Source organism: Streptomyces sp. Ru71 (assembly GCF_002920535.1).
In the GTDB taxonomy this organism is placed as follows: domain Bacteria; phylum Actinomycetota; class Actinomycetes; order Streptomycetales; family Streptomycetaceae; genus Streptomyces.
Map to the genome: position 1 here is coordinate 150,859 of NZ_PQSS01000002.1, position 24,811 is coordinate 175,669.

20 protein-coding genes are annotated in these 24,811 nt (G+C 73.6%); 15 read left to right on the top strand and 5 right to left on the bottom strand.

The genetic code is table 11. The annotated features are described in order from the left end of the window. Nucleotides 1-108: 108 nt before the first annotated feature. On the top strand, nucleotides 109-1,440 hold the full coding sequence (locus tag C3489_RS01945; RefSeq protein ID WP_103779131.1) for a sensor histidine kinase: 1,332 nt from the start codon (nucleotides 109-111) through the stop codon (nucleotides 1,438-1,440). Nucleotides 1,441-1,505: 65 nt separating this feature from the next. Continuing rightward, nucleotides 1,506-2,138, top strand: a complete 633-nt coding sequence (locus tag C3489_RS01950) for a response regulator transcription factor (protein ID WP_103779347.1) — start codon at nucleotides 1,506-1,508, stop codon at nucleotides 2,136-2,138. 19 nt (nucleotides 2,139-2,157) lie between these two features. On the opposite strand, the gene C3489_RS01955 is transcribed toward C3489_RS01950, so the two are convergent. Beyond that, nucleotides 2,158-2,634: a GNAT family N-acetyltransferase gene (locus C3489_RS01955; protein WP_103779133.1), complete on the bottom strand. Its 477-nt coding sequence runs from the start codon at nucleotides 2,632-2,634 to the stop codon at nucleotides 2,158-2,160. 80 nt (nucleotides 2,635-2,714) lie between these two features. On the opposite strand from C3489_RS01955, the gene C3489_RS01960 reads away from it, so the two are divergent. From C3489_RS01960 to C3489_RS38525, 7 genes are all read left to right on the top strand, one after another. Further along, a complete protein-coding gene (locus C3489_RS01960; RefSeq protein ID WP_103779135.1) occupies nucleotides 2,715-3,518 on the top strand; it encodes an exodeoxyribonuclease III in 804 nt (267 codons plus the stop codon). Between the two features lie 261 nt (nucleotides 3,519-3,779). Beyond that, nucleotides 3,780-4,652, top strand: coding sequence for a hypothetical protein (locus C3489_RS01965; protein WP_103779137.1), 873 nt, complete (start codon nucleotides 3,780-3,782; stop codon nucleotides 4,650-4,652). Continuing rightward, the gene (locus C3489_RS01970) at nucleotides 4,649-6,904 is read left to right on the top strand and encodes a hypothetical protein (protein ID WP_103779139.1); all 2,256 of its coding nucleotides are present in this window, start codon (nucleotides 4,649-4,651) and stop codon (nucleotides 6,902-6,904) included. The genes C3489_RS01965 and C3489_RS01970 overlap by 4 nt, the downstream gene beginning before the upstream one ends. Nucleotides 6,905-6,906: 2 nt before the next feature. Continuing rightward, complete coding sequence (locus C3489_RS01975; protein ID WP_103779141.1) at nucleotides 6,907-8,631, top strand: hypothetical protein; 1,725 nt, start codon at nucleotides 6,907-6,909, stop codon at nucleotides 8,629-8,631. Nucleotides 8,632-8,657: 26 nt separating this feature from the next. Continuing rightward, entirely contained in the window at nucleotides 8,658-9,335 is a 678-nt protein-coding gene (locus C3489_RS01980; protein ID WP_103779143.1) for a hypothetical protein, read from the top strand. Between the two features lies 1 nt (nucleotide 9,336). Then, nucleotides 9,337-10,872, top strand: a complete 1,536-nt coding sequence (locus C3489_RS01985; protein WP_103779145.1) for a protein phosphatase 2C domain-containing protein — start codon at nucleotides 9,337-9,339, stop codon at nucleotides 10,870-10,872. After that, nucleotides 10,869-12,515 (top strand): hypothetical protein, encoded by a 1,647-nt coding sequence (locus C3489_RS38525; RefSeq protein ID WP_181139463.1) that lies wholly within the window; start codon nucleotides 10,869-10,871, stop codon nucleotides 12,513-12,515. The genes C3489_RS01985 and C3489_RS38525 overlap by 4 nt, the downstream gene beginning before the upstream one ends. Before the next feature lie 12 nt (nucleotides 12,516-12,527). Here the strand turns inward: C3489_RS38525 and C3489_RS01995 are convergent, their stop codons facing one another. The 3 genes from C3489_RS01995 to C3489_RS02005 all read right to left on the bottom strand — a co-directional run bounded on the left by C3489_RS01995 (nucleotide 12,528) and on the right by C3489_RS02005 (nucleotide 14,552). After that, nucleotides 12,528-13,259, bottom strand: coding sequence for a Crp/Fnr family transcriptional regulator (locus C3489_RS01995; protein WP_103779147.1), 732 nt, complete (start codon nucleotides 13,257-13,259; stop codon nucleotides 12,528-12,530). 28 nt (nucleotides 13,260-13,287) lie between these two features. Next, nucleotides 13,288-13,806, bottom strand: a complete 519-nt coding sequence (locus tag C3489_RS02000; RefSeq protein WP_103779149.1) for a Pycsar system effector family protein — start codon at nucleotides 13,804-13,806, stop codon at nucleotides 13,288-13,290. 95 nt (nucleotides 13,807-13,901) lie between these two features. Further along, complete coding sequence (locus C3489_RS02005; RefSeq protein WP_103779151.1) at nucleotides 13,902-14,552, bottom strand: MerR family transcriptional regulator; 651 nt, start codon at nucleotides 14,550-14,552, stop codon at nucleotides 13,902-13,904. Between the two features lie 132 nt (nucleotides 14,553-14,684). On the opposite strand from C3489_RS02005, the gene C3489_RS02010 reads away from it, so the two are divergent. From C3489_RS02010 to C3489_RS02025, 4 genes are all read left to right on the top strand, one after another. Next, a complete protein-coding gene (locus C3489_RS02010) occupies nucleotides 14,685-16,211 on the top strand; it encodes an NAD(P)/FAD-dependent oxidoreductase (RefSeq protein ID WP_103779153.1) in 1,527 nt (508 codons plus the stop codon). Then, on the top strand, nucleotides 16,208-17,146 hold the full coding sequence (locus tag C3489_RS02015; RefSeq protein ID WP_103779155.1) for an alpha/beta fold hydrolase: 939 nt from the start codon (nucleotides 16,208-16,210) through the stop codon (nucleotides 17,144-17,146). Before C3489_RS02010 ends, C3489_RS02015 begins: the two co-directional genes overlap by 4 nt. After that, nucleotides 17,143-18,027, top strand: coding sequence for an SDR family oxidoreductase (locus C3489_RS02020; protein WP_103779157.1), 885 nt, complete (start codon nucleotides 17,143-17,145; stop codon nucleotides 18,025-18,027). The genes C3489_RS02015 and C3489_RS02020 overlap by 4 nt, the downstream gene beginning before the upstream one ends. Nucleotides 18,028-18,114: 87 nt before the next feature. After that, on the top strand, nucleotides 18,115-18,318 hold the full coding sequence (locus C3489_RS02025; RefSeq protein ID WP_103779159.1) for a hypothetical protein: 204 nt from the start codon (nucleotides 18,115-18,117) through the stop codon (nucleotides 18,316-18,318). Between the two features lie 105 nt (nucleotides 18,319-18,423). On the opposite strand, the gene C3489_RS02030 is transcribed toward C3489_RS02025, so the two are convergent. After that, the gene (locus tag C3489_RS02030) at nucleotides 18,424-21,660 is read right to left on the bottom strand and encodes a S41 family peptidase (protein WP_103779161.1); all 3,237 of its coding nucleotides are present in this window, start codon (nucleotides 21,658-21,660) and stop codon (nucleotides 18,424-18,426) included. A gap of 189 nt (nucleotides 21,661-21,849) precedes the next feature. Here C3489_RS02030 and C3489_RS02035 point away from each other — a divergent pair, with 189 nt between their 5' ends. Beyond that, nucleotides 21,850-22,449 carry a TetR/AcrR family transcriptional regulator gene (locus C3489_RS02035; RefSeq protein ID WP_103779163.1) on the top strand — a complete coding sequence of 200 codons (600 nt, stop codon included), beginning with the start codon at nucleotides 21,850-21,852 and terminating at the stop codon, nucleotides 22,447-22,449. 102 nt (nucleotides 22,450-22,551) lie between these two features. Beyond that, the gene (locus C3489_RS02040; RefSeq protein WP_103779165.1) at nucleotides 22,552-24,765 is read left to right on the top strand and encodes an MMPL family transporter; all 2,214 of its coding nucleotides are present in this window, start codon (nucleotides 22,552-22,554) and stop codon (nucleotides 24,763-24,765) included. Nucleotides 24,766-24,811 lie beyond the last annotated feature (46 nt).

The window sequence follows — 24,811 nt, forward strand, 5'->3', positions numbered from 1 at the left end:
TCCGGATCAGTCGGGCAGGGACGAGACCTGGGGTAGGGCCAGGCATACCCCCAGCCCACCCGCTGGACCGATGGCCGTGACCGGGGCGCCGCTCCTACCGTGATCCGCATGCAACCGCCGCGCACCCTCTGGCAGGCCCTGGCCCGCCCCCGCTACCTGCTCACCCCGTGGCCGTGGCGTGCCGCCGCCTACCTGGTGTCGGGCGTCGCCCTCGGGATCGCCGTGCTGGTGTCGCTGCTGACCCTGCTCGCGGTCGGCGGTGTGCTGGCGCTCGCGCTCGTCGGGCTGCCGCTGCTCGCCGCCGTCGCCCTCGCCGGGCTGCCCGTGGCCGCGCTCGAACGGCACCGGCTGCGGCTGGTGGCCGACGGGCCGGCCCCGGGCGGTCACGTCGAGCCGCCCGAGCCCGGACTGCGCAGCTGGCTGACCACCCGGCTGCGGGAGCAGGCCACCTGGCGGGAGCTGGGCCACGCGCTGCTGTGCGCGGCGCTGCTGTGGCCGGCCGAGGTGCTGGTGGTGACCGTGGCGCTGCTCTTCCCGTCGGCGATGGCGGCGACCCCCCTGCTGATGGCGACGACGGGCGACGGCCGTGAGGCGAAGGTGCTCAAGACCTGGACGGTGACCGGCTGGCCGGCCGCGTGGGGCGTCGCCGTCCTGGGCGTGCTGCTGCTGGCGGCCGGCGCGTACGTCCTCGGCGCGGCGGCCGGGGCCCGGGCCGGGCTGACCCGGCTGCTGATCGCGCCCCGCGAGCCGGAGCTCGGCGCGCGGGTGGCCGAACTGGCCCGCTCCCGCAGTCGCCTCGTCGACGCCTTCGAGGCCGAGCGGCGCCGCATCGAGCGCGACCTGCACGACGGGGCGCAGCAGCGGCTGGTGGCGCTGACGATGACACTGGGCCTGGCCCGCCTCGACGCCCCGCCCGGACCGCTCGCCGAGCAGCTGGCCCGGGCCCACGAGGAGGCGGGCGCCGCCCTGGCCGAGTTGCGCGAGCTGATCCACGGCATCCATCCCAAGGTGCTCGCGGACTACGGCCTCAAGGCGGCCGTCGCCGACGCCGCCGACCGCAGCCCCGTCCCCGTGGACGTGCGGCTCGACCTGCCCGGGCGGCTGCCCGGGGCGGTGGAGGCCGCCGCGTACTTCGTGGTGTGCGAAGCCCTCGCCAACGTCGCCCGGCACAGCGGGGCGGACCGCGCCGAGGTGCGCGGCGGGCACGCCGGGGGACGGCTGACCGTCGAGGTGCGCGACGACGGGCGCGGCGGCGCGGACCCGGCCGGCGGCAGCGGGCTGACCGGGCTCGGGGACCGGTTGTCAGTGGTCGATGGAAGACTTTCCGTGTCGAGCCCACCGGGCGGACCGACGGTGCTGCGCGCGGAGATCCCGTGCGCGGCGCTCGCGGACGCCCAGGAAGGGGCCGCTCGGGTCGCCACGGGGGAGCGGCCCGGGTGAACGACGGGGCGGAGAGGACGGGGGACATGGGGGACGGCAGGGGCGGACGGGCGGCGCTGCGCGTGGTGCTGGCCGAGGACAGCGTGCTGCTGCGGGACGGGCTGACCGCGCTGCTCACCCGGTTCGGGCACCGGGTCGTGGCGGCGGTCGGCGACGCGGAGGCGCTGCTCGCGGCGGTCGCCGAGCACGAGCCGGACGTGGTGGTGACCGATGTGCGGATGCCGCCCGGCCAGGCCGACGAGGGGCTGCGCGCGGCGGTCCGGCTGCGCGCCGAGCGGCCCGGGCTGCCGGTGCTGGTGCTCAGCCAGTACGTGCAGCGGGCGTACGCGGCCGACCTGCTGGACTCCGGGGACGGCACGGGGGTCGGCTATCTCCTCAAGGACCGCGTCGGTCAGGTCGAGGAGTTCGTGGACGCCCTCGCCGAGGTGGCCGCCGGCGGCACGGTGGTCGACCCGGAGGTCGTACGGCAGCTGCTGCGCCGCCGCCGGGACCCGCTGACGCGGCTCACCCCGCGGGAGCGGGAGGTGCTGGCGCTGGTCGCGGAGGGCAGATCCAACGGCGCGATAGCCCGGCAGCTGGTGGTCTCCGAGGCGGCGGTCGGCAAGCACATCGGCTCCATCCTGACCAAGCTGGACCTGCCGCCGGCCGAGGACGTGCACCGCCGGGTGCTGGCGGTGCTGGCGTTCCTGCGCGAGTGAGCGGCCCGCCCGCCCGGGGTTACAGCGCCCTCGCGAAGCAGCGGCTGTCCTCGTGGAAGCGGTAGTAGCCGAACTTCTCGCAGGGCTCGTAGCCGCAGGAGGTGTACAGGGCGATGGCCTCGGGCTGCTTGGTGCCGGTCTCCAGGACCATGCGGATACGGCCCGCCGCGCGGGCGTCCTCCTCCAGCGCGGCCAGGATGCGCCGGGCGAGGCCCCGGCCGCGCATGTCGGCGACCACGAACATGCGCTTCAGCTCGGCGTCGCCGTCCCGGTTGCCCTCCTCGTTGGCGTCCTGCCGGCGCCAGCCACCGGTGGCCACGGGCCGGTCGTCGGCGTCGTACGCGATCAGGTACACGCCGTTCGGCGGCTCGAAGTCGGACGCGTCGAGCTGGGTGGCGTCGCCGCCGTCGCCGTAGCGCTCGTGGTACTCGGCCTGGACCTCGTCGTTGAGCTTGACGGCGTCGGGGTGGTCGAAGGGGACGCGGCGTATAAGCATGCTGGGTATCGTACTTCTATGCAGGAGGTGGGCTCTCGGGATTTTCAGGACCTGGACCAGTGTGCCGGTATCGTGCCGGGGTGCTGACAGTGACCACCGTGAACGTGAACGGGCTGCGGGCCGCCGCCAAGAAGGGCTTCGTGGAGTGGCTCGCCCGGACGGAAGCAGACGTCGTCTGCCTCCAGGAGGTGCGCGCCGAGCCGCACCAGCTGCCCGAGGAGGTCCGGCAGCCCGACGGCTGGCACGTCGTGCACGCCCCGGCCGCCGCCAAGGGCCGCGCCGGCGTCTCCCTCTACACCCGCCGCGAGCCCGACCGCGTCCGCGTCGGCTTCGGCTCGGCGGAGTTCGACGGCAGCGGCCGCTACGTCGAGGCCGACCTGCCCGGCGTCACGGTCGCCTCCCTCTACCTGCCCTCCGGCGAGGTCGGCACCGAGCGCCAGGACGAGAAGATCCGCTTCATGGGCGAGTTCCTGGCCCACCTCAAGGAACTGCGCGAGCGGGCCGCCGCCGACGGCCGGGAGGTCCTGGTCTGCGGCGACTGGAACATCGCCCACCGGCAGGCCGACCTGAAGAACTGGCGCGGCAACCAGAAGAACTCCGGCTTCCTGCCGGAGGAACGCGAGTGGCTGACCCGCGTCCTGACCCCGGCCGACGGCGGCTACGTGGACGTGATCCGCGCCCTGCACCCGGACACCGACGGCCCCTACACCTGGTGGTCCTACCGGGGACGGGCCTTCGACAACGACTCGGGCTGGAGGATCGACTACCACTGCGCGACGCCGGGACTTGCGGCCCGGGCGCTCAAGGGCTACGTGGAGCGCGCCGCCACACACACCGACCGCTGGTCGGACCACGCCCCGGTGACGGTCGTCTACGACCGGTGACGCCTCCGGCGCGTCCGCCCCGGCGTACGCTCCGGCGTGCGCCCGCCGGCTCCCCTCGGGAAGCGTCCCTGTCGTCTCTCAACTCCCGTTGATCCAGGGCTATTTCGAACACGTCTGGCTCCTTCGAGCGTCTGTCGTGAATGCTTTCCGGCCAATCCCGCCAATGCGCCAAATGGCGTGGACCCGCTCCCTCCGGGTGCCGTCTACTGGTGGGGCTGATCGATCGGCTGCGCGTCACGGGGAGCACGGGGAGGCACGCTCATGGCGGGAGAGGCCACGCATCGCTGGATCATGGCGCTGGACGTCGAGAACTTCAGCTCGCGCCGTGATCCCGTCCAGCGGCGGGTGCGGGGCGCGATGTATCGGGTGCTCACGGCCGCGATGGAGCGGTCCGGGCTCGGTGCGGCGGACACGGTGACGGAGGACCGCGGCGACGGCGTGCTGATGCTGGTCGAGCCCTCCGTCTCCCCGCTGCTGATCGCGGGGCCCTTCGTGCGGGAGCTGGACCTGGAGCTCGGCGAGTACGCCGAAGGCGCCAACGCGGAGCACGCGCTGCGGCTGCGGCTGGCGCTGCACCAGGGACTGGCGGCCCGGGACGAGCGCGGCTGGTCCGGGGACGCCGTCAACACGGCGTGCCGGCTGGTCGACGCCCAGCCGCTGCGGGACGTGCTCACCGCGGCGCCGTCGGCGCGCATGGTGTTCGCCGTCTCCGGCGAGGTGCACCGCGCGGTGATCAGACACGGGCACCGGGGCATCGACCCCGCGGCCTACCTGCCCTGCGACTTCCTCACCAAGCACGGCGAGACGATCAGCAGCTGGATCACCGTCCCCGGCCGGTCCGCCCCGGTCGGCCTGCCGAACCCGCCCACCGCCACTGAGGCGGGCGGTGCCGGCGCGGCAGCTCCTGCGGCCACGGCAGGTCGTGCCACACCGGCCGACCCCGCCGCCGACCCCGCCGCCGGGCAACCGCCGGCGCAGCCGACGGCCGCCCCTGAAGGCGGCACCCCGTCACAGGACGACGTCCGGCAAGCCCCCCACCCCGTTGTCTCGCAGCACGCTCAGACCGTTCAGGGCGACCAGATCGCCGGAGACAAGCACGTGACCGTTCACACGAGCGGGAGCGTGCGGCTGTGACGGCCGGTCCGGCCGGCGCGGCTCCGGCCGCCGGCGCATCCGGGGGGAGCCAGCCGGCGGCCGGTTCGGGGGGACCCACGGCGGGCGCGGCGGGGACCACGTCCCCTCCGCCCGCCGCGGGCCCGGCGACACCCGAGCAGCCCGCCCCCAACGGCACCCCCGACAGCGCACCGTCGCCCGGCGCGGGCGAGGGAGCGGCACCCCAGTCCGGGCCCGGCGCCGAGTCCTACGAGGCGACCGGACGGCTCGGGCAGGGCTCCCAGCGGCGCGGGCATCTGCAGAACGCCGTGGCCAACGTCGAGGGCGACATGGTCGGCGGCGACAAGTACGTGGTGCTGCTGGGCGGCAGCAGGCGCAAGTTACGGGTGCTGTCCCCGCTCACCGTCGAACGTGTCCGGTTCGCCTATTGCGCTCCCGCCGATCTGCCCGACGCCCGCGACGCCCTGCTCCGCCAGCGGCTGCTGATCCTGCGCGGGGCGGCCGGGCACGGCAAGTCCGGCATGGCGGTCCGGCTGCTGCTGGGAGCCTGCCAGGGCACCCTCTACCACCTCGACGGCGGCGTGGACCTGACCTCCCTGGCCGATCAGCTGGAGAACGACAGCGGGGTGATCGAACCCGGCGCGGGGTTCCTGCTGGAGCGTCCCGAGGACATCGCCAGCCTCAGCCGTGAGACGTACGACAAGGTGCAGGGCGCGCTGTCGCAGGCCGGTGCCTGGATGGTCGTCACCGTGGCGGCCGGCGAGCTCGCCGACGGCGAACTGCTGGCCGGCGTGCGGGACCTGTCCGATGCTCCCCAGCCGTGGGAAGTGGTGCGCGCCCACCTGCGGTGGCGCCTCGGGGAGCGCGACGCCGACCGGCTGATGGCCCGCGACGACGTGCGCGAGGTCGTCACCGAACTGCTGGGCGACCTCCCGGCCTGCCGGCAGGCCGGCGAACTCGCCGCGGTGATGGGCGAACACGTCGACCTGTACGGCGGCGTCGACCTGGACCGCCTGCGTGAGCACCGCGCCCGGCTGGAGGCGGAGGACTTCGAGATCTGGGCGGAGAGCCTGCCCGACCCCGCCACCCGCAGCTTCGCGCTCGCGCTGGCCGTGCTCAACGGACTGCCGCAGGAGGACGTCGCCGAGGCCGCCCGCTCGCTGCGCGACCGCCTGGAGGACGACTCCCCGTATGTGAGGGCGCCGGGACCCGACGGCCGTCTCCCGCTCGCCAGGGACCCGTTCCGGACGCCGCGGCGCAGACAGCTGCACCGCCTGCGCGCCCAGGAGTTGGACCAGCCCGACGGCGAGCCCGGCAAGCTGCTGGAGTACCGGGACCCGGCCTACGCGCGCCGGGTCATCGTGCACGCCTGGACTCAGTACGAGATACAGGCCGAGATCCTCGACTGGCTGGCGGAGCTGGTCACCCACCCCTCGGAGCAGGTGCGCGTGTACGCGGCCGCCGCCGGGCTCGGGGTGCTGGCCGCCGAGTCCTACCGCACGGTGGAGCGCCGCGTGCTGGTCCCGTGGGCGTACGGGGACAGCGTGCCGCGGCGCACGGCCGTCGCCTACGCGCTCGCCGTGGCCTGCCAGAACCCGTGGGTGCGGGAGCAGGCGGACGCTCTGGTCGACGGCTGGTACGCCGACGACCATCCCGCCGCGCGGGCGACCGCGGCGCGGGTGCACGGCCTGGGCGCGGTCTCCGGCAGCCCGGTCGAGGAACTGGGCCGGCTGCTCCCCGTGGACAGCGTGACGGTGGCGGTGGCCGTCGGCTACGCGCTGGCCGACCTGGTCGCCGACGATCCCGATGTCACCGGGGCCGTGCTGTCCATGCTGCGAGCCCGCGCGGAGGAGCACCGCTCCAGCCGGGCGGCGACGCTCGCCTTCCTGATCGTGGCCGCGCAGGTCGTCGTCGAGACCAGGGAAGTGGAGCCGGACGCGACGGTTCCGGAGTGGCCGACCCTGCTGCACCTGGCGCACCGCCGGCACGAACTGCGGGACCCGTTCGTGCGGTTGTGGCGGGGCGCGCTGAACGAGTCGTTCTTCCACGACGAGGCGGAGCAGGTCATCGGGCAGTGGGCGCGGCTGGCCGAACGGGACTCCTTGCTGCGCGAGATGTTCCGTCTGCTCGTCGGCGCCATCGCGCACGGGGACACGCGCTCGGGCCGGATCCTGCGCGGCTGCGCCGAGGACTGGGTCCACCCCGAGCGCGTCGTGCGGTTTCCGCTCACCGCCCGGGTGGTGCGCGCGCAGCTCGATCTGGAAGGGGTGTGAGGGTGTCCTTTTCGCTGATACTGAACGACCGCGCGATCCCGCGCAGCCGGGTGGGGGAGCTGCCCAACCTGCCGCCGGCGGTGGCGATCGTCTACCCCGTGGAGGGCGGGCCCTTCGAGGTGGAGCGGGTCCGTACGTTCGGGCAGCGCTGGTTCGGCGGGAGCCGGCCCTGCTACGTCGTCGACCTGAGCGATCACCGGCGTCAGGCGAACGTCACCAAGACCCCGCTGACCTGCAAGGACGGCGGGCACCGGTTCCAGGCGACGATCGACGTCGGCTTCCGCGTGCACGACCCGGCGATGGTGGTGGCCCGCAATGTGCGCGACGCGCTCACGGTCGTCTACGGGTATCTGACCGACCGCGTCCGCCTGTGCGCCGCCCGGTTCGCCATCACCGAGGCCATGGCGGCGCAGCTGGCGATCAACCAGGAACTGGACCGGGAGATCCGGCTGCCCGAGGGCGTCACGATCTACTACTGCAAGATCCAGATGGAGCCCGACGCGGCGGCCGCCCGGCACATCCAGGAGCTGGAGGAGGCCCGCCGCCGCGCCCGGCTCGGGGTGCACGAGCACGAGGCGAGGCTCGGTGAGGCCCGCTCCGAGGTGGAGATCGAGGCGCTGCGTGCCGCGGGCCGCCGGGAGCGCGAGCGGGAGGAGCGGGCCGCGCTGGGCAGCGGGCCGATGGACATGGAACGGCTCCTGTCCGAGCACCTCGTGCGCCACCCGGAGGACACCGCGCAGGCGCTCACCCTGTGGGGCCAGGTCCGTGCGGCCGAGGCCGCCCAGCACGAGATCCGCGACCAGCGGCACGCGGAGATGGTCAAGTTCCTGATCGAGCGGGGCGTGGTGCGCGAGGTCGACCTGCCGGGGCTGCGCAAGGGAGTGCTGGGACCCGGCGCGGCCGGCACCGGCGTCGCCGGGGTGCTGGAGCGTCCCGACGCCGGCACCGCGCCGTCGTTCAGCACCGGCACGCCGCCGCAGCTGCCCGACTACTCGTCCGCGCCCGCCTCCGCGCAGGCCGGCGGTCCCGTCCAGTGGGGCGGCTCCACCCCCGCGGTCACCTCAGCGCCGCCCAGCGGGCTGATCCCGGTCTACCTCGTGCTGGACACCTCCGCCGCGGCGGCCGGCTGCCTCACCGACCTCGGGAACATGCTGCGCTCGGTGCAGACCGTGCTGGCCAGCAGCCCCGACGTGGCGGCAGCGGTCCGGCTGTCGGTGATCACCTACGCCGACGGGGCCGACGTGGTGCTGCCGCTGACCGAGGTGTCCTGGCGCACCGGAGTGCCCGGCCTGAACACCGCGCCGGGCTGCCGTTACCGGCCCGTGCTGCGGCGGCTGCGGGACCTCGTGCCGCTGGAGACCGAGCGGCTGAAGGAGCAGGTGCCGCGCGTGCTGCGCCCGGTGGTCTTCTTCCTCGCCGTCGCCGAGGCCGAGGACGACACCGAGTGGCCGCAGGCGCACGCGGAGCTGATGGCGCACACGTACCACCCGCACCTGGTGGCCTGCGGCGTCGGGCCGGGCCGGGTGCGTGCGGTGCAGCGGCTGGCCTCGCGGCCGGAACTCGGCGTGGTCGCCGTGGAGGGGGCGGACACGGCGCAGTCGGTCGTGCAGTTCTCGGTGCTGGTGCAGCAGACGCTGCTGCACCTGGGCCGGAGCGCGCTCGCGGGACGGATGGAGCTGCGGCTGGACTGCCCGCAGGGCCTGATGCCGGTCCCCGGCGAGCACTGAAGCGGAACGGGAAGGGGAGTAGTGGGATGGCTGAGACGCTGGGGCAGCTGCTGCCGGTGTACGTCCTCGCGGACGAGTCGGGGTCGATGACGGCGTACGTGGGCGACCTCAACGAGGGGATGAAGTCGCTGCACGTGGCGCTGCTGGGGGAGCCGATGGCGGCGGCCAAGGTGCGCTTCTCGGTGCTCGGGTTCGCCGGGGGTGTCACCGAGCGGCTGGTGCTGGCCGATCTGAGAAGCGAGGCCGAGCTGCCGCGGCTGTCGGCGGGGGGCGGCACGAACTACGACGCGGCGTTCGGGGCGCTGCTGCAGCGGATCCCGCAGGACGTGGCGGCGCTGAAGGCCCAGGGCTACCGGGTGCACCGGCCCGCGGTGTTCTTCCTCAGCGACGGGCAGCCGACCTGCGGGGAGGAGTGGCGGCAGACGCACAGCCGGCTCACCGACCGGTCGGTTACCCCGGCGGCGCCCAACGTCATCGCGTTCGGGATCGGTGAGGCCCGAGCCGACACGATCCTGTCCGTGGCGACGCGGCAGGACTTCGCGTTCGTGTCCCTTCCCGGGGCACAACTCGGCGATTCCATCGCCAGGTTCTTCACCGCGCTCACCAAGAGCGTGGTGGAGTCGGGCAACGCGATGGCGTCGGGCCGGCCCGAGCTGGTGGTGGAGAAGCCCGAGGGCTTCCGGCTCGCGATCGACGAGGTCTGAGGTGGACAAGCGGGTGCGGTTTCCCTGGCACAAGGACCGGGCGGACGAGCGGCAGGACGCGCCGGAGGCGGCCACGGACGACGGGCCGGACGGCACGCGGCCCGCGCCGGCGCAGGCCGGCCCCCCGGGCGCGGGGCACCCGGCCCGGCCCTACCCGCCGCCCGACTATCCGGTCCCTGACTACCAGGTGCCGGACTACCGGGTGTCGGACTACCAGGTACCCGAGTACTCCGGTCCGGACCTGAACGCCCCCGACCGGCCGCGGCCGCCCGGCAGCACGGACCGCGCCGGCGGCGCGTACGCCGAGCAGCCCGCCCCCGGCGACCACCCCGCCTACGGCACCCCGCCCCTGCTCGACGGCCGCCCACCACAGGGGTACGGCGTGCCGCCCCAGGGGTACGGCACCGCGCCGCCGCCGGATGGTCAGTGGTCCCAGGGCTACGGCACCGCGCCGCCGGCGGATGGTCAGCGGTCCCAGGGGTACGGCACCGCGCCGCCGGATGGCCAGCGGTCCCAGGGCTACGGCACCCCGCCCCCGCCCCCTGCCCAGCCACCGCGCGGCCATGGCGCCGTGAGCGGACCCGGGCAGCCGGAGTCCGCCGGGCGCGGTTCGCGCGTCCCGCGTCCCGAGGGTGACCCTTGGCAGCGGATCGTGCTCGGTACGCCGGCGGTCAGCCTGGAGGCGAAGCCTCCGCCCGCCGACCCCTACCGGCCCGACACCCTCTTCGACGGATGGTCGACGCCGCACCTGACCGTGCGGCTGGCTTCCGTCCGCGGAGACGCCCACCGCGTCGGCGGGCTGCCCCGGCAGGACGACGTGGTCGTCGCCTGGCACGAGCCGACCGGCACGGTCGCCTTCGCCGTGGCCGACGGTGTCTCGGCCGCGCCGCAGTCCCACGTGGGCGCCGCGCTGGCCTGCCGTACGGCCGTGAACGACCTGCTGGTGCAGCTCGGCGAGGACAGAGCCGGACCGGACTGGTCCCGCGTGGTGCACGCCGCCGCCTACCAGCTCCACATGCGCGTCGCACGCGGCCGGGAGCCGGACGAGAGGGACCGGGCGGAGGCCGTGCGGACGCTGGCGACGACCCTGGTGGCGGGCACGGTCGCCCCGGCCGAGGACGGCGGGATGCACGTCACGGTGGTGCGCGCCGGTGACTCCTCCGCCTGGCTGCTGCAGGCAGGCCGGTTCATGCCGCTGCTGCACGACGGGACGGAGGACAGCGACGACATCTCCAGCACCGCCGTGGTCGCGCTGCCGCGGCTCGCCGGTCAGGTGCGCCCGCTGTCGTACACCTTGCCCGCGGACTGCGTGCTGCTGGTGGGCACCGACGGATTCGGGGTGCCGCTCGGCGACGGCACCGGGCTGGTCGGGCAGATGTTCGCGCAGGGTCTGACGGTGCCGCCGGTGCAGCCGTGGACCCTGGCCCGTCTGCTCGACTTCTCCCGGGAGACGTTCGACGACGACCGCACCCTGCTCGCCGTATGGCCCAGGCACCGCCTGCCCACCGGGCCCGGTCCGAGCGGGGGCAGCCGGTGACGGACAGCGCGGCCGCCCGGATCCCCCACGAGCGTCTGCTCCTCGGCCGCTCGCTGGGCGACGGCGGCCAGGGCAAGGTCTGGGAGATCGAGAAGCGGCTGATCAACAAGACCTGGCCCGTGGCGTACAAGGAGTACAAGCCGACCGCGCTGGGCGAGCTGCGCGTCGGCACGCTGGAGCGCATGGTCGCCTTCCTGCCCGCACAGCCGGCCGCGGTCGGTGAGTGGATGGCGCGGAACACGGCCTGGCCCGCGGCGCTGGTGACCCGCGGGCAGGACGTGTGCGGCTTTTTGATGCGGCAGATCCCGGACGAGTACTTCCTCACCCTGCCCTCGGGCGACCGCAAGACGGCCGGCTTCGAGTTCCTGCTCAACTCCCTGGCTTATGTGGACCGTATGGTCGGCGAGGTGACGCCCCGGCAGATGATGGGGCTGCTGCTCGCCCTGGCCGACACCTTGCAGCGGTTGCACGGGCTGGGGGTGGTGGCCGGCGACCTGTCGCCGAAGAACCTGCTGTTCACCCTGGCCGGACCGCGCCCGGGCTGTTTCCTCATCGACTGCGACGCGATGGGCCTGGGCGGCGACTGGGCGCTCAAGCCCGTGCAGACGCCGGGCTGGGAGCTGCCCGCCGGTGAGGCGGTCGGCACCCGGCAGGGCGACGTCTACAAGTTCGCGCTGCTCGCGGTCCGTCTCTTCCTGCACGAGCAGCACGGGCAGGACACGGGGGCGCTACGGCGCGTCGACGGCGCCGTGGGCGACCTGGCGGAGCGTGCCCTGCGGGGCACGGCCCCCGATCGGCCGGCCCTGTCGGAGTGGCTGGATCCGCTGCGCCGGGCCTTCGACACCGCGCCGGTGACCTGGCCGGCCACCGCCGGCCCGAAGCCCCGCCCGACGCCCCCGACCCCACCGCCGAGCCCTCCGCCCACGGCCACCCCCTCCGGCCCGCCGCCCGGGCCGGGCAGGACGACGTCGCCGGGCCGCACCATGGCCGGCTCCGGGCCGGTCACCGCGCACGCGCCGCAGCAGGCCACCCCGCAGGGTTCGCGGACGGGCTGTGCGATTGCGGTCGCCGTGCTGCTCCTGGTCGCACTGGTCGTCGCGGTGGTGGCGTGGGTGCACGGCTCCAACGGTGACAGCGGCTCGGGAGGCAACAGCAGCAGCAGTACGGGCACGCTCCAGGGCGAGGCGGGTTCGTCGGACAGCCTTGCGGAGCAGGCCCGCACGCTGGACGACCTGCTGGAGGAGAACGCCGGCCGGCGCGGGGGCGTCGCCGACGCGGTGCAGTCGATGACGCGCTGCACCGGTCTGCAGTCGGCCCGCAGTGTGTTCACCGAGGCGGCCGACGCGCGCGACGACCTGGTGACACGGCTCGACGCGCTGAGCGGGTCCGCGCTGCCCGACGGCCTGCTGTCGACGCTGCGCACCGCCTGGCGCAGCTCCGAGGAGGCCGACCGGGCCTACGCACGGGTGGTGGACGAGGTGTCGGGGAACTGCTCGGCCGACGCCGTGAACAGCTCCGGCGCCTGGCAGGACGCGGCGGACGCGAGCGCCGAGGCGACGCGGGCGAAGAAGGACTTCGTCACACAGTGGAACCCGCTCGCCGAGCAGTACGGCCTCACGACGCTGGTCTGGAGCGACCTGTGAGCCCGGCGGTGCTCATCCCGCTCCGGCGGTCGGCCCGCCCTCGCGGACGCGTTTGAGGGCGTCGGGATTGTCCAGGGTCAGCCGGGTGCGGCCGGTGGTCACCCAGCCGTCGGCCCGCCACTGCTCCAGGACGCGGCTGACGGTCCTGCGTGAGCCGAGGACCAGGCCGGCGAAGTCGTCCTGGGACAGCGGCAGTGCGATCTCGACGGCGCCGGAGGCACGCCGGCGCCCGTGGGCCGCGGCGAGATCGAGCAGGAGACCGGCGAGCCGGGAGGCGAGCGGGTCGGCGCCCGCGGAGGTGCGCTGCCGGTCGGCGTCGCGCAGACGGGCCGACAGCATCCGGTGCACGGCGCCGGTGATGACGGGGTGGTCACGGGCCGCCGTACGGAACCGGCCGGCCGGAATCAGCAGGGCGTGCACCGGGGTGAGCGCGGTCACCGTCGCCGACCGGGGACCGCCGTCCAGTCCGGCCTGTTCGCCGACCAGGTCGCCGGGGCCACGCAGAGCCAGCACCGCCTGGTAGCCGGCGGCGGACAGGCTCGTCACCTTCACGCAGCCGTCGCCGACGACGAGGAGGTGGTCGGTGAGGTCGTCCTGGCGCATCAGGTCGTCCCGCGCCGGATACGCCGTCACCCGGCCCGCGGCGCGCAGCGCGGAGCGGGCGGGCGCGTCCAGCAGGTCCCAGAAGGGGGTGTGGCCGGGCCCGCGGCCCGTCGGCCCGCCGCTGAGGAAGTCCGCGGTCATCGACGTCCCTTCCGCGTGGCCCCGGTGGTCAGCCCGTCAGCGCGGCGACCGCCACCAGGGCGCCGCCCGCCACGGCGGTCAGCAGCGACTGCCGTACCAGTCGCTGCTTGACCCACAGGATGCGGCTCATGGCCACGAGTTGGCGGCTGAGCGCGGGCAGCGGGCGGTGGCCGCGCAGGCCGTCGGCCAGCTCGGCGGGGGTCAGGTGGCGGATGTGTCCGTAGAAGACGAGGTCGTCCGGGTGGTGCGCCCGGGTGCGGCCCTCGCGGCCGTGCCGCGGCAGGACCGCGAGGACGGCCATGACGGCGGAGAGCCCGAGCAGGGCCACCCCCGTCCACAGCGCCGCCCGGGGCAGGGAGCCGGAGACCTGGCCGAGGCCGTGCCGGGAGTTGGCCAGGGCGGCCATGGCGGCGAGCGTCGCGGACTCGATGGCGAGCGCGAAGGACGCCTTGGCGTCGGCCGTGCGGGTCAACTCGGACAGCGCGCCCTGGAGTTGCCAGGCCTGGCGGGTCGCTTCCTCCTCGCTGACCCGTGGTCCCTCGGACACGGTCGCCCCCCTCGTCGTGTTGCTCCCCGTGGTCGCCGGCGCCTCGCGCCGGGAGCCGTGAGGGGCGGCGCGGGCACACCGCGACGCAGGGGACGTTACCCGTCCCCCTGCTTGCGCAACCGCCGGTCCAGCGCCAAAGACAGTTCCGCCTCCACCACGCTGCGGGCCAGGGGGCGCAGGCGGGGGAGGTCGGACTCCGTGGCGTGGCGCAGGATGAGGTCGGTGAAGAGGGTGGCGAGGGCGTCGGCGTGTTCGCGGACGCGGGCCGCCGCCGACAGGACCTCGGCGAGCGGGATGCCCTCGCGGACCAGGGTGGAGGAGACGTCCAGCAGGCGGCGGCTGATGTGGACGATCTCGTCGCCGTCGGTGCCGAGGTAGCCGAGGTCCATGGCGGCGGCGAGGTTCTCCGGGGTGACGTCGCCCTCGAAGCGGGCGGCGAGTTCCTCGGGGGTGAGGCGGACCGGCTCCTCCTCGGTGGGGGCGCCGACGCCGATCAGGTCGGCGACGTCGCGGCCCTGGTCGAGGGCCTCGGCGAGTTCCGCGATGCCGTTCAGGGTGTGGCCGCGCTCCAGCAGCGCGGCGATGGTGCGCAGCCGGGCCAGGTGGTGGTCGTCGTACCAGGCGATACGGCCCTCGCGGCGGGGCGGCGCGAGCAGCTTGCGCTCGCGGTAGAAGCGCAGGGTGCGCACCGTGATGCCGGCCAGCTCCGCCAGCTCCTCCATGCGGTATTCACGCTTCTCTGCCACGGGAGGAGCCTATGTTCTACCGCGGGTAACTTTCCTCGCCCGCCCCCTACCCATCAGTACGGAGCTCCTCTACTCTCCCCATTGCGCCAGTGTTCACTGGCAGAGTCGCAGGGCGCCAGGAGGAGCTTCGGCATGGCTGAGCACGAGCATGTACGGGTGGCGGTGATCGGGTCCGGGTTCGGCGGGCTGGGGGCCGCCGTGCGGCTGCGCCGCGAGGGGATCACGGACTTCGTCGTCCTGGAGCGGGCGAGCAGCGTCGGCGGCACCTGGCGGGACAACAGTTACCCGGGGTGCGCCTGCGACGTGCCCTCCCACCTGTACTCCTTCTCCTTCGCGCCCAACCCCGACTGGCCCCGCACCTTCTCCGGGCAGGAGCACATCCGCGCCTATCTGGAGCACGTCACCGACACCTTCCGGCTGCGCCCCCACATCCGCTTCGACTCCGAGGTGAAGCGGATGACGTGGGACGGCGAGCAGCTGCGGTGGCACATCGAGACCAGCTCCGGGGAGCTGACCGCCGACGTCGTCGTCTCCGCCACCGGGCCGCTGTCCGACCCGAAGATCCCGGACGTCCCGGGGCTCGACTCCTTCCCGGGCAAGGTCTTCCACTCCGCCCGCTGGGACCACGACTACGACCTCACCGGCAAGCGCGTCGCCATGATCGGAACCGGCGCCTCCGCCATCCAGATCGTGCCGTCCATCCAGCCCAAGGTCGGCCGGCTCACCCTCTTCCAGCGCACCCCGGCCTGGGTGATGCCCCGCGTCGACCGCGCGATCAGCGGCGCCGAGCGGTGGCTGCACCAGCAGCTGCCGTTCACCACCAAGGCCCGCCGCGGCCTGCTGTGGGGCATCCGCGAGCTGCAGGTGCAGGCGTTCACCAAGCACCCGAACGAACTCGGGTTCGTCGAGCAGCTCGCCAAGCGCAACATGGCCCGCGCCATCAAGGACCCGGCGCTGCGCGCCAAGCTCACCCCCGACTACCGCATCGGCTGCAAGCGCATCCTGCTGTCCAGCACCTACTATCCGGCGCTCGCGCAGCCCAACGTCGACGTCGTCGCGAGCGGGCTCAGCGAGGTCCGCGGGTCCACCGTCGTCGCCGCCGACGGCACCGAGGCCGAGGTCGACGCGATCATCTTCGGCACCGGGTTCCATGTCACGGACATGCCGATCGCCGAGCGGGTCGTGGGCGCGGACGGGCGCACGCTCGCCGAGCACTGGAGCGGCGGCATGCAGGCCCTGCGCGGCGCCTCGGCCGCAGGCTTCCCGAACTGGATGACGATCATCGGGCCCAACACCGGCCTCGGGAACTCCTCGATGATCCTGATGATCGAGTCCCAGCTGAACTACATGGCCGACTATCTGCGCCAGCTGAACGTCCTCGGCGGCCGCGCCGCCCTGGATGCCCGCCCGAGTGCCGTGCACGCCTGGAACCGCAGGGTGCAGGACCGGATGACGCGCACGGTGTGGAACACGGGCGGCTGCACCAGCTGGTACCTGGACGCGAGCGGCCGCAACACCACCATCTGGCCCGGGACGACCACCGAGTTCCGCCGGGCGACCCGGCGGGTGGACCTCGCGGAGTACGCCGTCCTGCGGCCGCCGGCCGTTCCCACGGCGCCCAAGGCCGAGAGCGACGACACCGCGGAGGTGACCGCGTGAGCCGTCCCCACCACGTCACCTTCGGCCCGTACGCCCCGCCGGCCCCCGCCCGCACCCTCACCGTCACCTCCGCCGACGGCGCCCGGCTGCACGTCGAGGTGCACGGCCCCGTGGACGACCCGGACGCGCCGGCCGTCGTCCTCGCGCACGGCTGGACCTGCTCGACCGCCTTCTGGGCCGCGCAGATCCGGGCGCTGTCCGCCGACCACCGCGTCATCGCCTACGACCAGCGCGGCCACGGACGCAGCCCGGCGAGCGCGACGTGCAGCACCGACACCCTCGCCGACGACCTGGAAGCCGTACTGAAGGCCACCCTCGCGCCCGGCGAGCGGGCGGTGATCGCCGGCCACTCCATGGGCGGCATGACGGTGATGGCGGCGGCCGAGCGGGACGCGTTCCGCGAGCACGCCGCGGCCGTCCTGCTGTGCAGCACCGGCAGTTCCCGGCTGGTCGCCCAGGCCACCGTCGTACCCATCAGGGCCGGGCGGCTGCGGACCTGGCTCACGAAGCACATCCTCGGCTCCCGCGCCCCGCTCGGTCCCATCACGCCGCTCGCGCTGCGCATCCTCAAGTACGCGACGATGGGCCCCGGTTCGGCCCCGCACATGGTCGAGGCGTGCGCGCGGATCGTGCACGGCTGCCCGCGCACCGCCCGCCACACCTGGTCGCAGGTGCTGGACGCGCTCGATCTCGACCAGGGGGTACGGGAGTTGAGGGTGCCCACCGCGATCGTCGCCGGCACCGCCGACCGGCTCACCCCGCCGGCGCACGCACGGTCGCTCGCCGCCGCGCTGCCCGACTGCGCGGGGCTGACCGAGCTGCCGGGGATCGGCCACATGACCCCCGTCGAGGCGCCCGAGCTGGTCACCGGCGCCATCCGCGAACTGGTCGCCGCACACATACCCGCACACACCGAGGTCGAGGAGAGCGCATGAGCAAGGTGAGCCTGGAAGGGCAGGTCGCGGTCGTCACCGGTGCCGCGCGCGGGGTCGGTGAACTCCTCGCCCGCAAGCTGTCGGTGCGCGGCGCGAAGGTGGCGCTGGTGGGGCTGGAGCCGCAGGCGCTGAAGGAGGTCTCGGAGCGGCTGCACAGCGAGAGCGCGTACTGGCACGCCGACGTCACCGACCACGAGGCGATGGCGCGGGTGGCGCAGGAGGTCAAGGAGCGGTTCGGCAAGGTCGACATCGTGGTCGCCAACGCCGGTGTGGCGACGGGCGGTCCGTTCGTCGACTCCGATCCGGACGCCTGGCGGAGGGTGATCGAGGTCAACCTGATCGGCTCGGCGGTGACGGCCCGTGCCTTCCTGCCGGTGCTGATGGAGAGCCGCGGCTATCTGCTCCAGGTCGCCTCGCTGGCCGCGATCACGCCGGCGCCGATGATGACGGCGTACTGCGCGTCCAAGTCGGGCGTGGAGGCGTACGCGCACAGCCTGCGCGCCGAGGTCGGCTACAAGGGCGTGCGGGTGGGCGTGGCCTACCTGTCGTGGACGGACACCGACATGGTGCGCGGCGCCGACCAGGACGAGGTGATGCGCGAGCTGCGGCAGCGGCTGCCGTGGCCGTCCAACAAGACCTACCCGCTGGGCCCGGCCGTCGACCGGATCGTCGCCGGGATCGAGCGCCGCGCCGGCCATGTGTACGGGCAGTGGTGGCTGCGCGGGATGCAGTCGGTGCGCGGGTATCTGCCGGGCCTCATCGGCACGGTGGGGCAGCGGGAGATGCGGCGGTTCGGCGACCGGCTCCAGGGCATGCGCTCGGGCCTCGTCGGCGCAGGTGGCGCGGCCGATGAGCAGGAGCGCAGCACGCTGCGTGACTGATCGACATGCGCAGGGTGACCGCCCGTGTGAATCTGGTCGAGGCCCCTTCGGGGGTCACCGACTCACCCACCACAGGAGTGAACCCACATGGGCATGAAGGACAAGTTCCAGGACCAGGCCGAGCAGTGGCAGAACCAGGCCCGCCAGAAGGGCGAGCAGGCTCGCGAGAAGCTGGGCAACCGCGGGTCCCAGCAGCCCCAGCAGCCGCAGCGTGAGCGCGGCCGCCAGGGCATGGAGGACCCGGAGCACGAGCTGGACGAGCGGTTCGACCGCGACGAGGACATGATCTAGCTCGGCCTGACCTGTACGCCGTGGGGTGCCCGGAGACGTCCGGGCACCCCACGCGCGTGCTCACCGCCTGGGCAGAGGCTCACTGCCGTGGCGGCGGCCGCGTGTTCACTGCCGCGGCGGCAACTTGGGCCGGGCCCGGTTCGGGACGCCCCGGTAGTCCGGCGGGCTCGCCGGCGGGTTGGTCTGCAGCAGGTCCAGCGCCAGCCGTACCGCGTCGTCGAGTTGGGCGTAGCGGCCCTCGGCCCAGTCCAGCGGGGTGCGCAGGGCCTCCACGTCGGGGACCACCCCGTGGTTCTCGATGGACCAGCCGTAGGCGTCGAACCAGGCCGCGTTCATCGGCACGGTGATCACCGAGCCGTCGCCGAGCCGGTGCCGTCCGGTCATGCCGACGACGCCGCCCCAGGTGCGCTGGCCGACCACCGGCCCCAGCTTCAGCAGCTTGAACGCGGCCGTGATCATGTCGCCGTCGGATGAGGTCGCCTCGTCGCACAGGGCGACGACCGGTCCGCGCGGGGCGTTGGAGGCGTACGACACCGGCTGGGCGTCGCGGGTGAGGTCCCAGCCGAGGATGGTGCGGGTCAGTTTCTCCACGACCAGTTCGCTGATGTGGCCGCCGGCGTTGCCGCGTACGTCGACGATGAGCGCCGGCCGGGACATCTCCATGCGCAGGTCGCGGTTGAACTGGGCCCAGCCGGAGCCGCCCATGTCGGGGATGTGCAGATAGCCGCACTTGCCGCCGCTCAGCTCGCGTACGACCTCGCGGCGTTTGGCGACCCAGTCCTGGTAGCGCAGGGGCCGTTCGTCGATCAGCGGGACGACGGCGACGCGCCGGGAGTGCGCCTCCTCGCCCTCCTCGCCCTCCGCGACGGAGAACGTCAGCTCCACCGTCGTACCGCCGGACCCGGCGAGCAGCGGATACGGTCCCGCGACCGGGTCCACGGGGCGGCCGTCGACGTGGGTGAGCGCGGCGCCCTCGCGGATGCCGGCGCCGGCCAGCGGGGAGCGGGCCTTGGAGTCGGAGGAGTCGCCGGGCAGGATGCGCTTGACCAGCCATGCGCCGTCCCGGCAGACGAAGTTGGCGCCGAGCAGGCCCTGCCAGCGCTGGAAGTGCGGCGGGCCCTCGTTGCGGCGGGCGGCGGTGACGTAGGCGTGCGAGGTGCCGAGTTCGCCGAGCACCTCGCGCAGCAGGTCGGCGAACTCGTCGGGCGAGGCGACCTGTTCGACCAGCGGCCGGTACTGCGCGAGCACCCCGTCCCAGTCGATGCCGCTCATGCCGGGGTCCCAGAAGTAGGCGCGGATGAGCCGGCCGGCCTCGTCGAAGGACTGGCGCCACTCGGCGGGCGGGTCGACCTCGTGCAGGATGCGGCGCAGGTCGATCCACACCGTCGAGTCGCTGTCGCCGGGCTCGGTGGCGGGCACCGCGCGCAGGTCGCCCTCGTCGACGACGACCAGCCGGGTGCCGTCGCCGCTGACCGCGAACCAGTCGAGGTGGCCGACGAGTTCGGTCTTCTTCGCCTTGGCCAGGTTGAAGTACTCAAGGGTGGGGCGGCCGCTGGTGTCGTCGGGGTTGACGAAGGTCTCGCCGAGCGCGCCGGAGATCGGCCAGCGCAGCCAGACCAGGCCGCCGCCGGCGACCGGGCACAGGGCCGAGTACTTGGAGGCGATCACGGGGAAGGGCACGACCCGGTTGGCGAGGCCCTCCACCTCGACGGTGACCTGTCCGTCGGCGCCCTCGTCCTCCACCGGGTCCAGGCCCCCGGCGGCCGGCCGGCCCTCGGGGCTCAGCGCGAACGGGGAGGGGGTGGCCGACGACAGCGGCACCAGGTAGGGGCGGCAGCCGAGCGGGAAGGACAGGTCGCCGGTGTGCACGTCGTACACCGGGTCGAAGCCGCGCCAGGACAGGAAGGCGAGGTAGCGGCCGTCGCGGGTGAAGACGGGACCCTCGTCCTCGAAGCGGCCGTTGGTGACGTCGACGATCAGCGCGTCCTTGATGCGGGCCATCTTGATCTGCCTGAGCGAGCGGCCGATGCCCGGGTGGGACCAGGTCAGCCAGGCGCCGTCCGGGGAGAAGGCCAGGTCCCGCACGGGCCCGTTGATGGACCGGATGAGCTCGGTGACCTCGCCGCCGCCGTCCTCGCTCGCGTCCAGCAGGAGCAGCCGGCCGTCGTGCGAGGCGACGGCGAGCCGTTCGCCGTCGGGGTCGGCGACCAGCTCCAGCACCCGGCCGAGTGCGCCCTGGGCGAGCCGGCGCGGGGCGCGGTCGCCGGTGGTGCGCGGCAGGTAGGCGATCTCGATGGCGTCCTCGCCCTCGGCGTCGGTGACGTAGGCGACCTGCCCGCCGGAGCCGAGCATCTCCGGCAGCCGCACGCGCACCCCGGGGGTGTCGGTGATGGTGCGGGCGGGGCCGTCGCGGTGGGTGAGCCAGTACAGGCTGCCGCGGACGACGACGGCGCTCGCGCGCCCCGTCTCGTCCACGCTGAGCCCGTCCACGTGCTGCGCGGCCGGCACCTGGTAGGGCCGCCGCCCGGTGCGCGGCCCGCCGAGGCGTACGTCGAGCCGGCGCGGCTCGGCGCCGGGGGAGAGGTCGTCGACCAGCCACACCTCGCCCGCGCACTGGTACACCACCCGGCTGCCGTCGCTGGCGGCGTTGCGGGCGTAGAAGGCGTCGTGGTCGGTGTGGCGGCGCAGGTCGGAGCCGTCGTGGGCGCAGGAGTAGAGGTTGCCGACGCCCTCGTGGTCGGAGAGGAAGGCGATGCGGTCGCCGACGAACATCGGCGAGGCGAGGTGGCCGCCGATGTCGGCGAGCAGCCGGCGTCCGTGCAGCCACAGCCGGCCCATGGCGCCGCCCCGGTAGCGCTTCCAGGAGGCCGGGTCGTGCGGCGGGGTGCCGGTCAGCAGCAGCGACTTGCGTTCCCCGTCGAGGTCGGCGACCTGGAGGTCGCTGACCGGGCCCCAGGGCAGTTTGCGGCCCGGGTCGCCCTCGGTGGTGACCTTGTAGGCCCAGGTGAAGTAGGAGAACGGCTCGCCGTGCGAGGCGACGGCGAGGATGTCGCCGTCGGGGCTCCAGCCGGTCACCCGGGTGTCGGAGCTGCCCCAGTAGGTCAACTGCCGGCTGGTGCCGCCGTCCACCGGCACGAGGTGGATCTCCGGGTCGAGGGTGCGCCAGCTGGTGTACGCGACGAGGCCGCCGTCGGGCGAGAAGCGGGGGTGGCCGGCCTTGGTGCGGTCCGCGGTGAGCCGCCAGGCGCGCTCCCGTCCGTCGAGCGGGGCCAGCCAGAGGTCGTCCTCGGCCACGAAGCACAACAGGTCGCCATGGAGATGGGGCATGCGCAGATAGCTCACCTCCCCATGCTTTTCCGCGCGAGGGGCCCGGGCAACTCGTGCGAGGGCACCTTATGCGGCGCTGACAACCGTGACCCACGACACGAACGAAACCGTTTCGTTTCGCTTGCTCGGTGGGGTACCGTCGGACGTGTACGAAACCGTGTCGTTCGGACGCGGGACCAGCAGCGGGAACAGGAGGTGAGCGGGATGACCGAGGCCACGACGGCACGTCGCAGCCGTATCACCCCCGAGCGCGAGGCCGAGCTGTACGAGGCCGTGCTCGACCTGCTGCGCGAGGTCGGCTACGACGCCCTCACCATGGACGCCGTCGCCGCCCGCACCCGGTCCAGCAAGGCCACGCTCTACCGCCAGTGGGGCGGCAAGGCCGAACTGGTCGTCAAGGCCATCCGGCACACCAAGCACGGCCGGATCGACGAGATCGACACCGGCTCGCTGAGGGGCGACCTGCATGCCCTGGTACGGCTGGAGGACGACTGCACCATCCAGCAGAACTCCGCGCTGATGCGGGGCGTCGCCATGGCGATGCACCACAACGCGGACCTGCGGGAGGCGTTCCGGGCCCAGCTCGTCGAGCCTGAGATGTCCGGATTCCACCAGGTGCTCCAGCGGGCGATCGACCGCGGCGAGGTCCGGCCGGACTGTCCCGCGCTCGACTTCCTGCTGCACATGATGGTCGGCGGCTTCGCCACCCGGGCGCTGCTCGACGACCAGCCACCCACGCAGGCCTTCCTCACCTCGTACATCGACGCCGTGGTCCTCCCCGCCCTCGGCGTCCCCACCTCCTGACAGTCCCCTCCCTGCAAGCCCACCCTCTGACGTCACCGCTCACGTCGTCGGGCTGATCATCCCTGCCCTGCAACCCCACGACATGACCGGGAGAACGCCCTCGTGGCCACGTTCCTCTACAAACTGGGCCGCCTCGCCTTCAGGCGACGGCACTTCGTCGCCCTGATCTGGGTGGCGCTGCTGACGCTCGCCGGCGTCGGCGCCGCGTCCGCGCCCGCACCGGGCACCACGTCCTTCTCCATCCCGGGCACCGAGGCCCAGAAGGCCTTCGACCTGCTGGAACAGCGCTTCCCCGGGGCCAGCGCCGACGGCGCCACCGCCCGCGTCGTCTTCAAGGCGCCGGCCGGCCAGAAGATGACCGACGCCGGCACCAAGGCCACCGTCGAGAAGACGGTCAAGGAGCTGTCCACCGGCAGCGAGGTCGTCTCCGTCGCCGACCCCTACACCGGGCACGCCGTCAGCAAGGACGGCACGATCGCGTACGCCTCGGTGAAGTACAAGGTCTCCGGCATGGAGCTTGAGGACTCCTCGCGCGACGCCCTGAAGGAGACCGCGCAGCACGCGCGGGACGCCGGACTGACCGTGGAGATCGGCGGCGACGCGCTGTCCGCCACGCCCGAGACCGGATCCACCGAGGTCATCGGCATTGCCATCGCCGCGGTCGTCCTCGTCATCACCTTCGGCTCGCTGCTCGCGGCCGGTCTGCCGCTGCTCACCGCGATCATCGGCGTCGGCATCGGCGTCTCCTCGATCACCGCGCTGGCGTCCACCCTCGACCTCGGCTCCACCACGTCCACCCTCGCGACGATGATCGGCCTCGCGGTCGGCATCGACTACGCCCTGTTCATCGTCTCCCGCTACCGCGCCGAGCTCGCCGAGGGCCGCGAACGCGAGGAGGCGGCCGGCCGGGCCGTCGGCACCGCGGGCTCCGCGGTGGTCTTCGCGGGCCTGACCGTCGTCATCGCCCTGGTCGGCCTCTCGGTCGTCAACATCCCGATGCTGACCAAGATGGGCATCGCCGCCGCGGGCACGGTCGCCATCGCGGTCCTCATCGCCCTGACGATGATCCCGGCGCTGCTCGGCTACGCGGGCCGCAAGGTCAAGCCGGCCGGTCAGAAGTCCAAGCTGCTCGGCGGTGGCCGCGCCGCGAGGAAGACGGGCCGCCCGAACATGGGCACCCGCTGGGCCAGCTTCGTCGTACGCCGCCCGGTCGCCGTGCTGCTCCTGGGCATCGTCGGCCTCGGCGCGGCGGCCGTCCCGGCGGCCTCCCTGGAGCTGGGACTGCCGGACGACGGCTCGCAGCCGGTGTCCACCACCCAGCGCCGGGCCTACGACCTGCTGTCGGAGGGCTTCGGCCCGGGCTTCAACGGCCCGCTGATGGTGGTGGTCGACGCCAAGGGCGCGTCCGCCCCGGGCGCCGCCTTCGACAAGGTCGGCGCCGAGATCAAGGGCCTGAAGGACGTCGTCACCGTCACCCCGGCGCAGCCGAACAAGGCCGGTGACACGGCCACCATCACGGTGATCCCGAACTCCAAGCCGTCGTCCACGCAGACCGAGGACGTGGTCCACGCGATCCGCGGCAAGGGCGCGGGCATCGAGTCCGACACCGGCGCCAAGGTGCTGGTCACCGGCTCCACGGCGATGAACATCGACGTCTCGCAGAAGCTGAACGACGCGCTCGTGCCGTACCTGGTGCTGGTCGTGGGCCTGGCGTTCCTGCTGCTGATCGTGGTGTTCCGCTCGATCCTGGTCCCGCTGAAGGCGGCCCTCGGCTTCCTGCTCAGCGTGCTCGCCGCGCTCGGCGCCGTGGTCGCGGTCTTCCAGTGGGGCTGGCTGTCCGGCCTGATGGGCGTCGAGGAGACCGGTCCGGTGATGTCGATGATGCCGATCTTCATGGTCGGCGTGGTCTTCGGCCTCGCGATGGACTACGAGGTGTTCCTCGTGACCCGGATGCGGGAGGCGTACGTCCACGGCGAGAAGCCGAGCCAGGCCGTCGTGACCGGCTTCAAGTACGGCGCACGGGTCGTCACGGCCGCCGCCGTCATCATGATCGCCGTGTTCTCCGGCTTCATCGGCTCCAGCGAGTCCATGGTGAAGATGATCGGCTTCGGCCTGGCCATCGCGGTGTTCTTCGACGCGTTCGTCGTCCGCATGGCCATCGTTCCGGCCGTCCTCGCGCTGCTGGGCAAGCGGGCCTGGTGGCTGCCGAAGTGGCTGGACCGCGCCCTGCCCAACGTGGACGTCGAGGGCGAGGGCCTGCGCGCCCTCGACGGGCGCCGCGACCCGGACGAGGACAAGGAACTGGTGCGCGCCTGACGCACACCGCACAAGCCGCCGGTGAGGGTTCCGTGGGGACGGGGCG

Excerpts from the sequence above, each read along its gene's own strand:
- C3489_RS01945 (WP_103779131.1), top strand. The coding sequence starts at position 109 with ATGCAACCGCCGCGCACCCTCTGGCAGGCCCTGGCCCGCCCCCGCTAC.
- C3489_RS01955 (WP_103779133.1), bottom strand. The coding sequence starts at position 2,634 with ATGCTTATACGCCGCGTCCCCTTCGACCACCCCGACGCCGTCAAGCTC.
- C3489_RS01965 (WP_103779137.1), top strand. The coding sequence starts at position 3,780 with ATGGCGGGAGAGGCCACGCATCGCTGGATCATGGCGCTGGACGTCGAG.
- C3489_RS01980 (WP_103779143.1), top strand. The coding sequence starts at position 8,658 with ATGGCTGAGACGCTGGGGCAGCTGCTGCCGGTGTACGTCCTCGCGGAC.
- C3489_RS01995 (WP_103779147.1), bottom strand. The coding sequence starts at position 13,259 with ATGACCGCGGACTTCCTCAGCGGCGGGCCGACGGGCCGCGGGCCCGGC.
- C3489_RS02010 (WP_103779153.1), top strand. The coding sequence starts at position 14,685 with ATGGCTGAGCACGAGCATGTACGGGTGGCGGTGATCGGGTCCGGGTTC.
- C3489_RS02020 (WP_103779157.1), top strand. The coding sequence starts at position 17,143 with ATGAGCAAGGTGAGCCTGGAAGGGCAGGTCGCGGTCGTCACCGGTGCC.
- C3489_RS02025 (WP_103779159.1), top strand. The coding sequence starts at position 18,115 with ATGGGCATGAAGGACAAGTTCCAGGACCAGGCCGAGCAGTGGCAGAAC.
- C3489_RS02035 (WP_103779163.1), top strand. The coding sequence starts at position 21,850 with ATGACCGAGGCCACGACGGCACGTCGCAGCCGTATCACCCCCGAGCGC.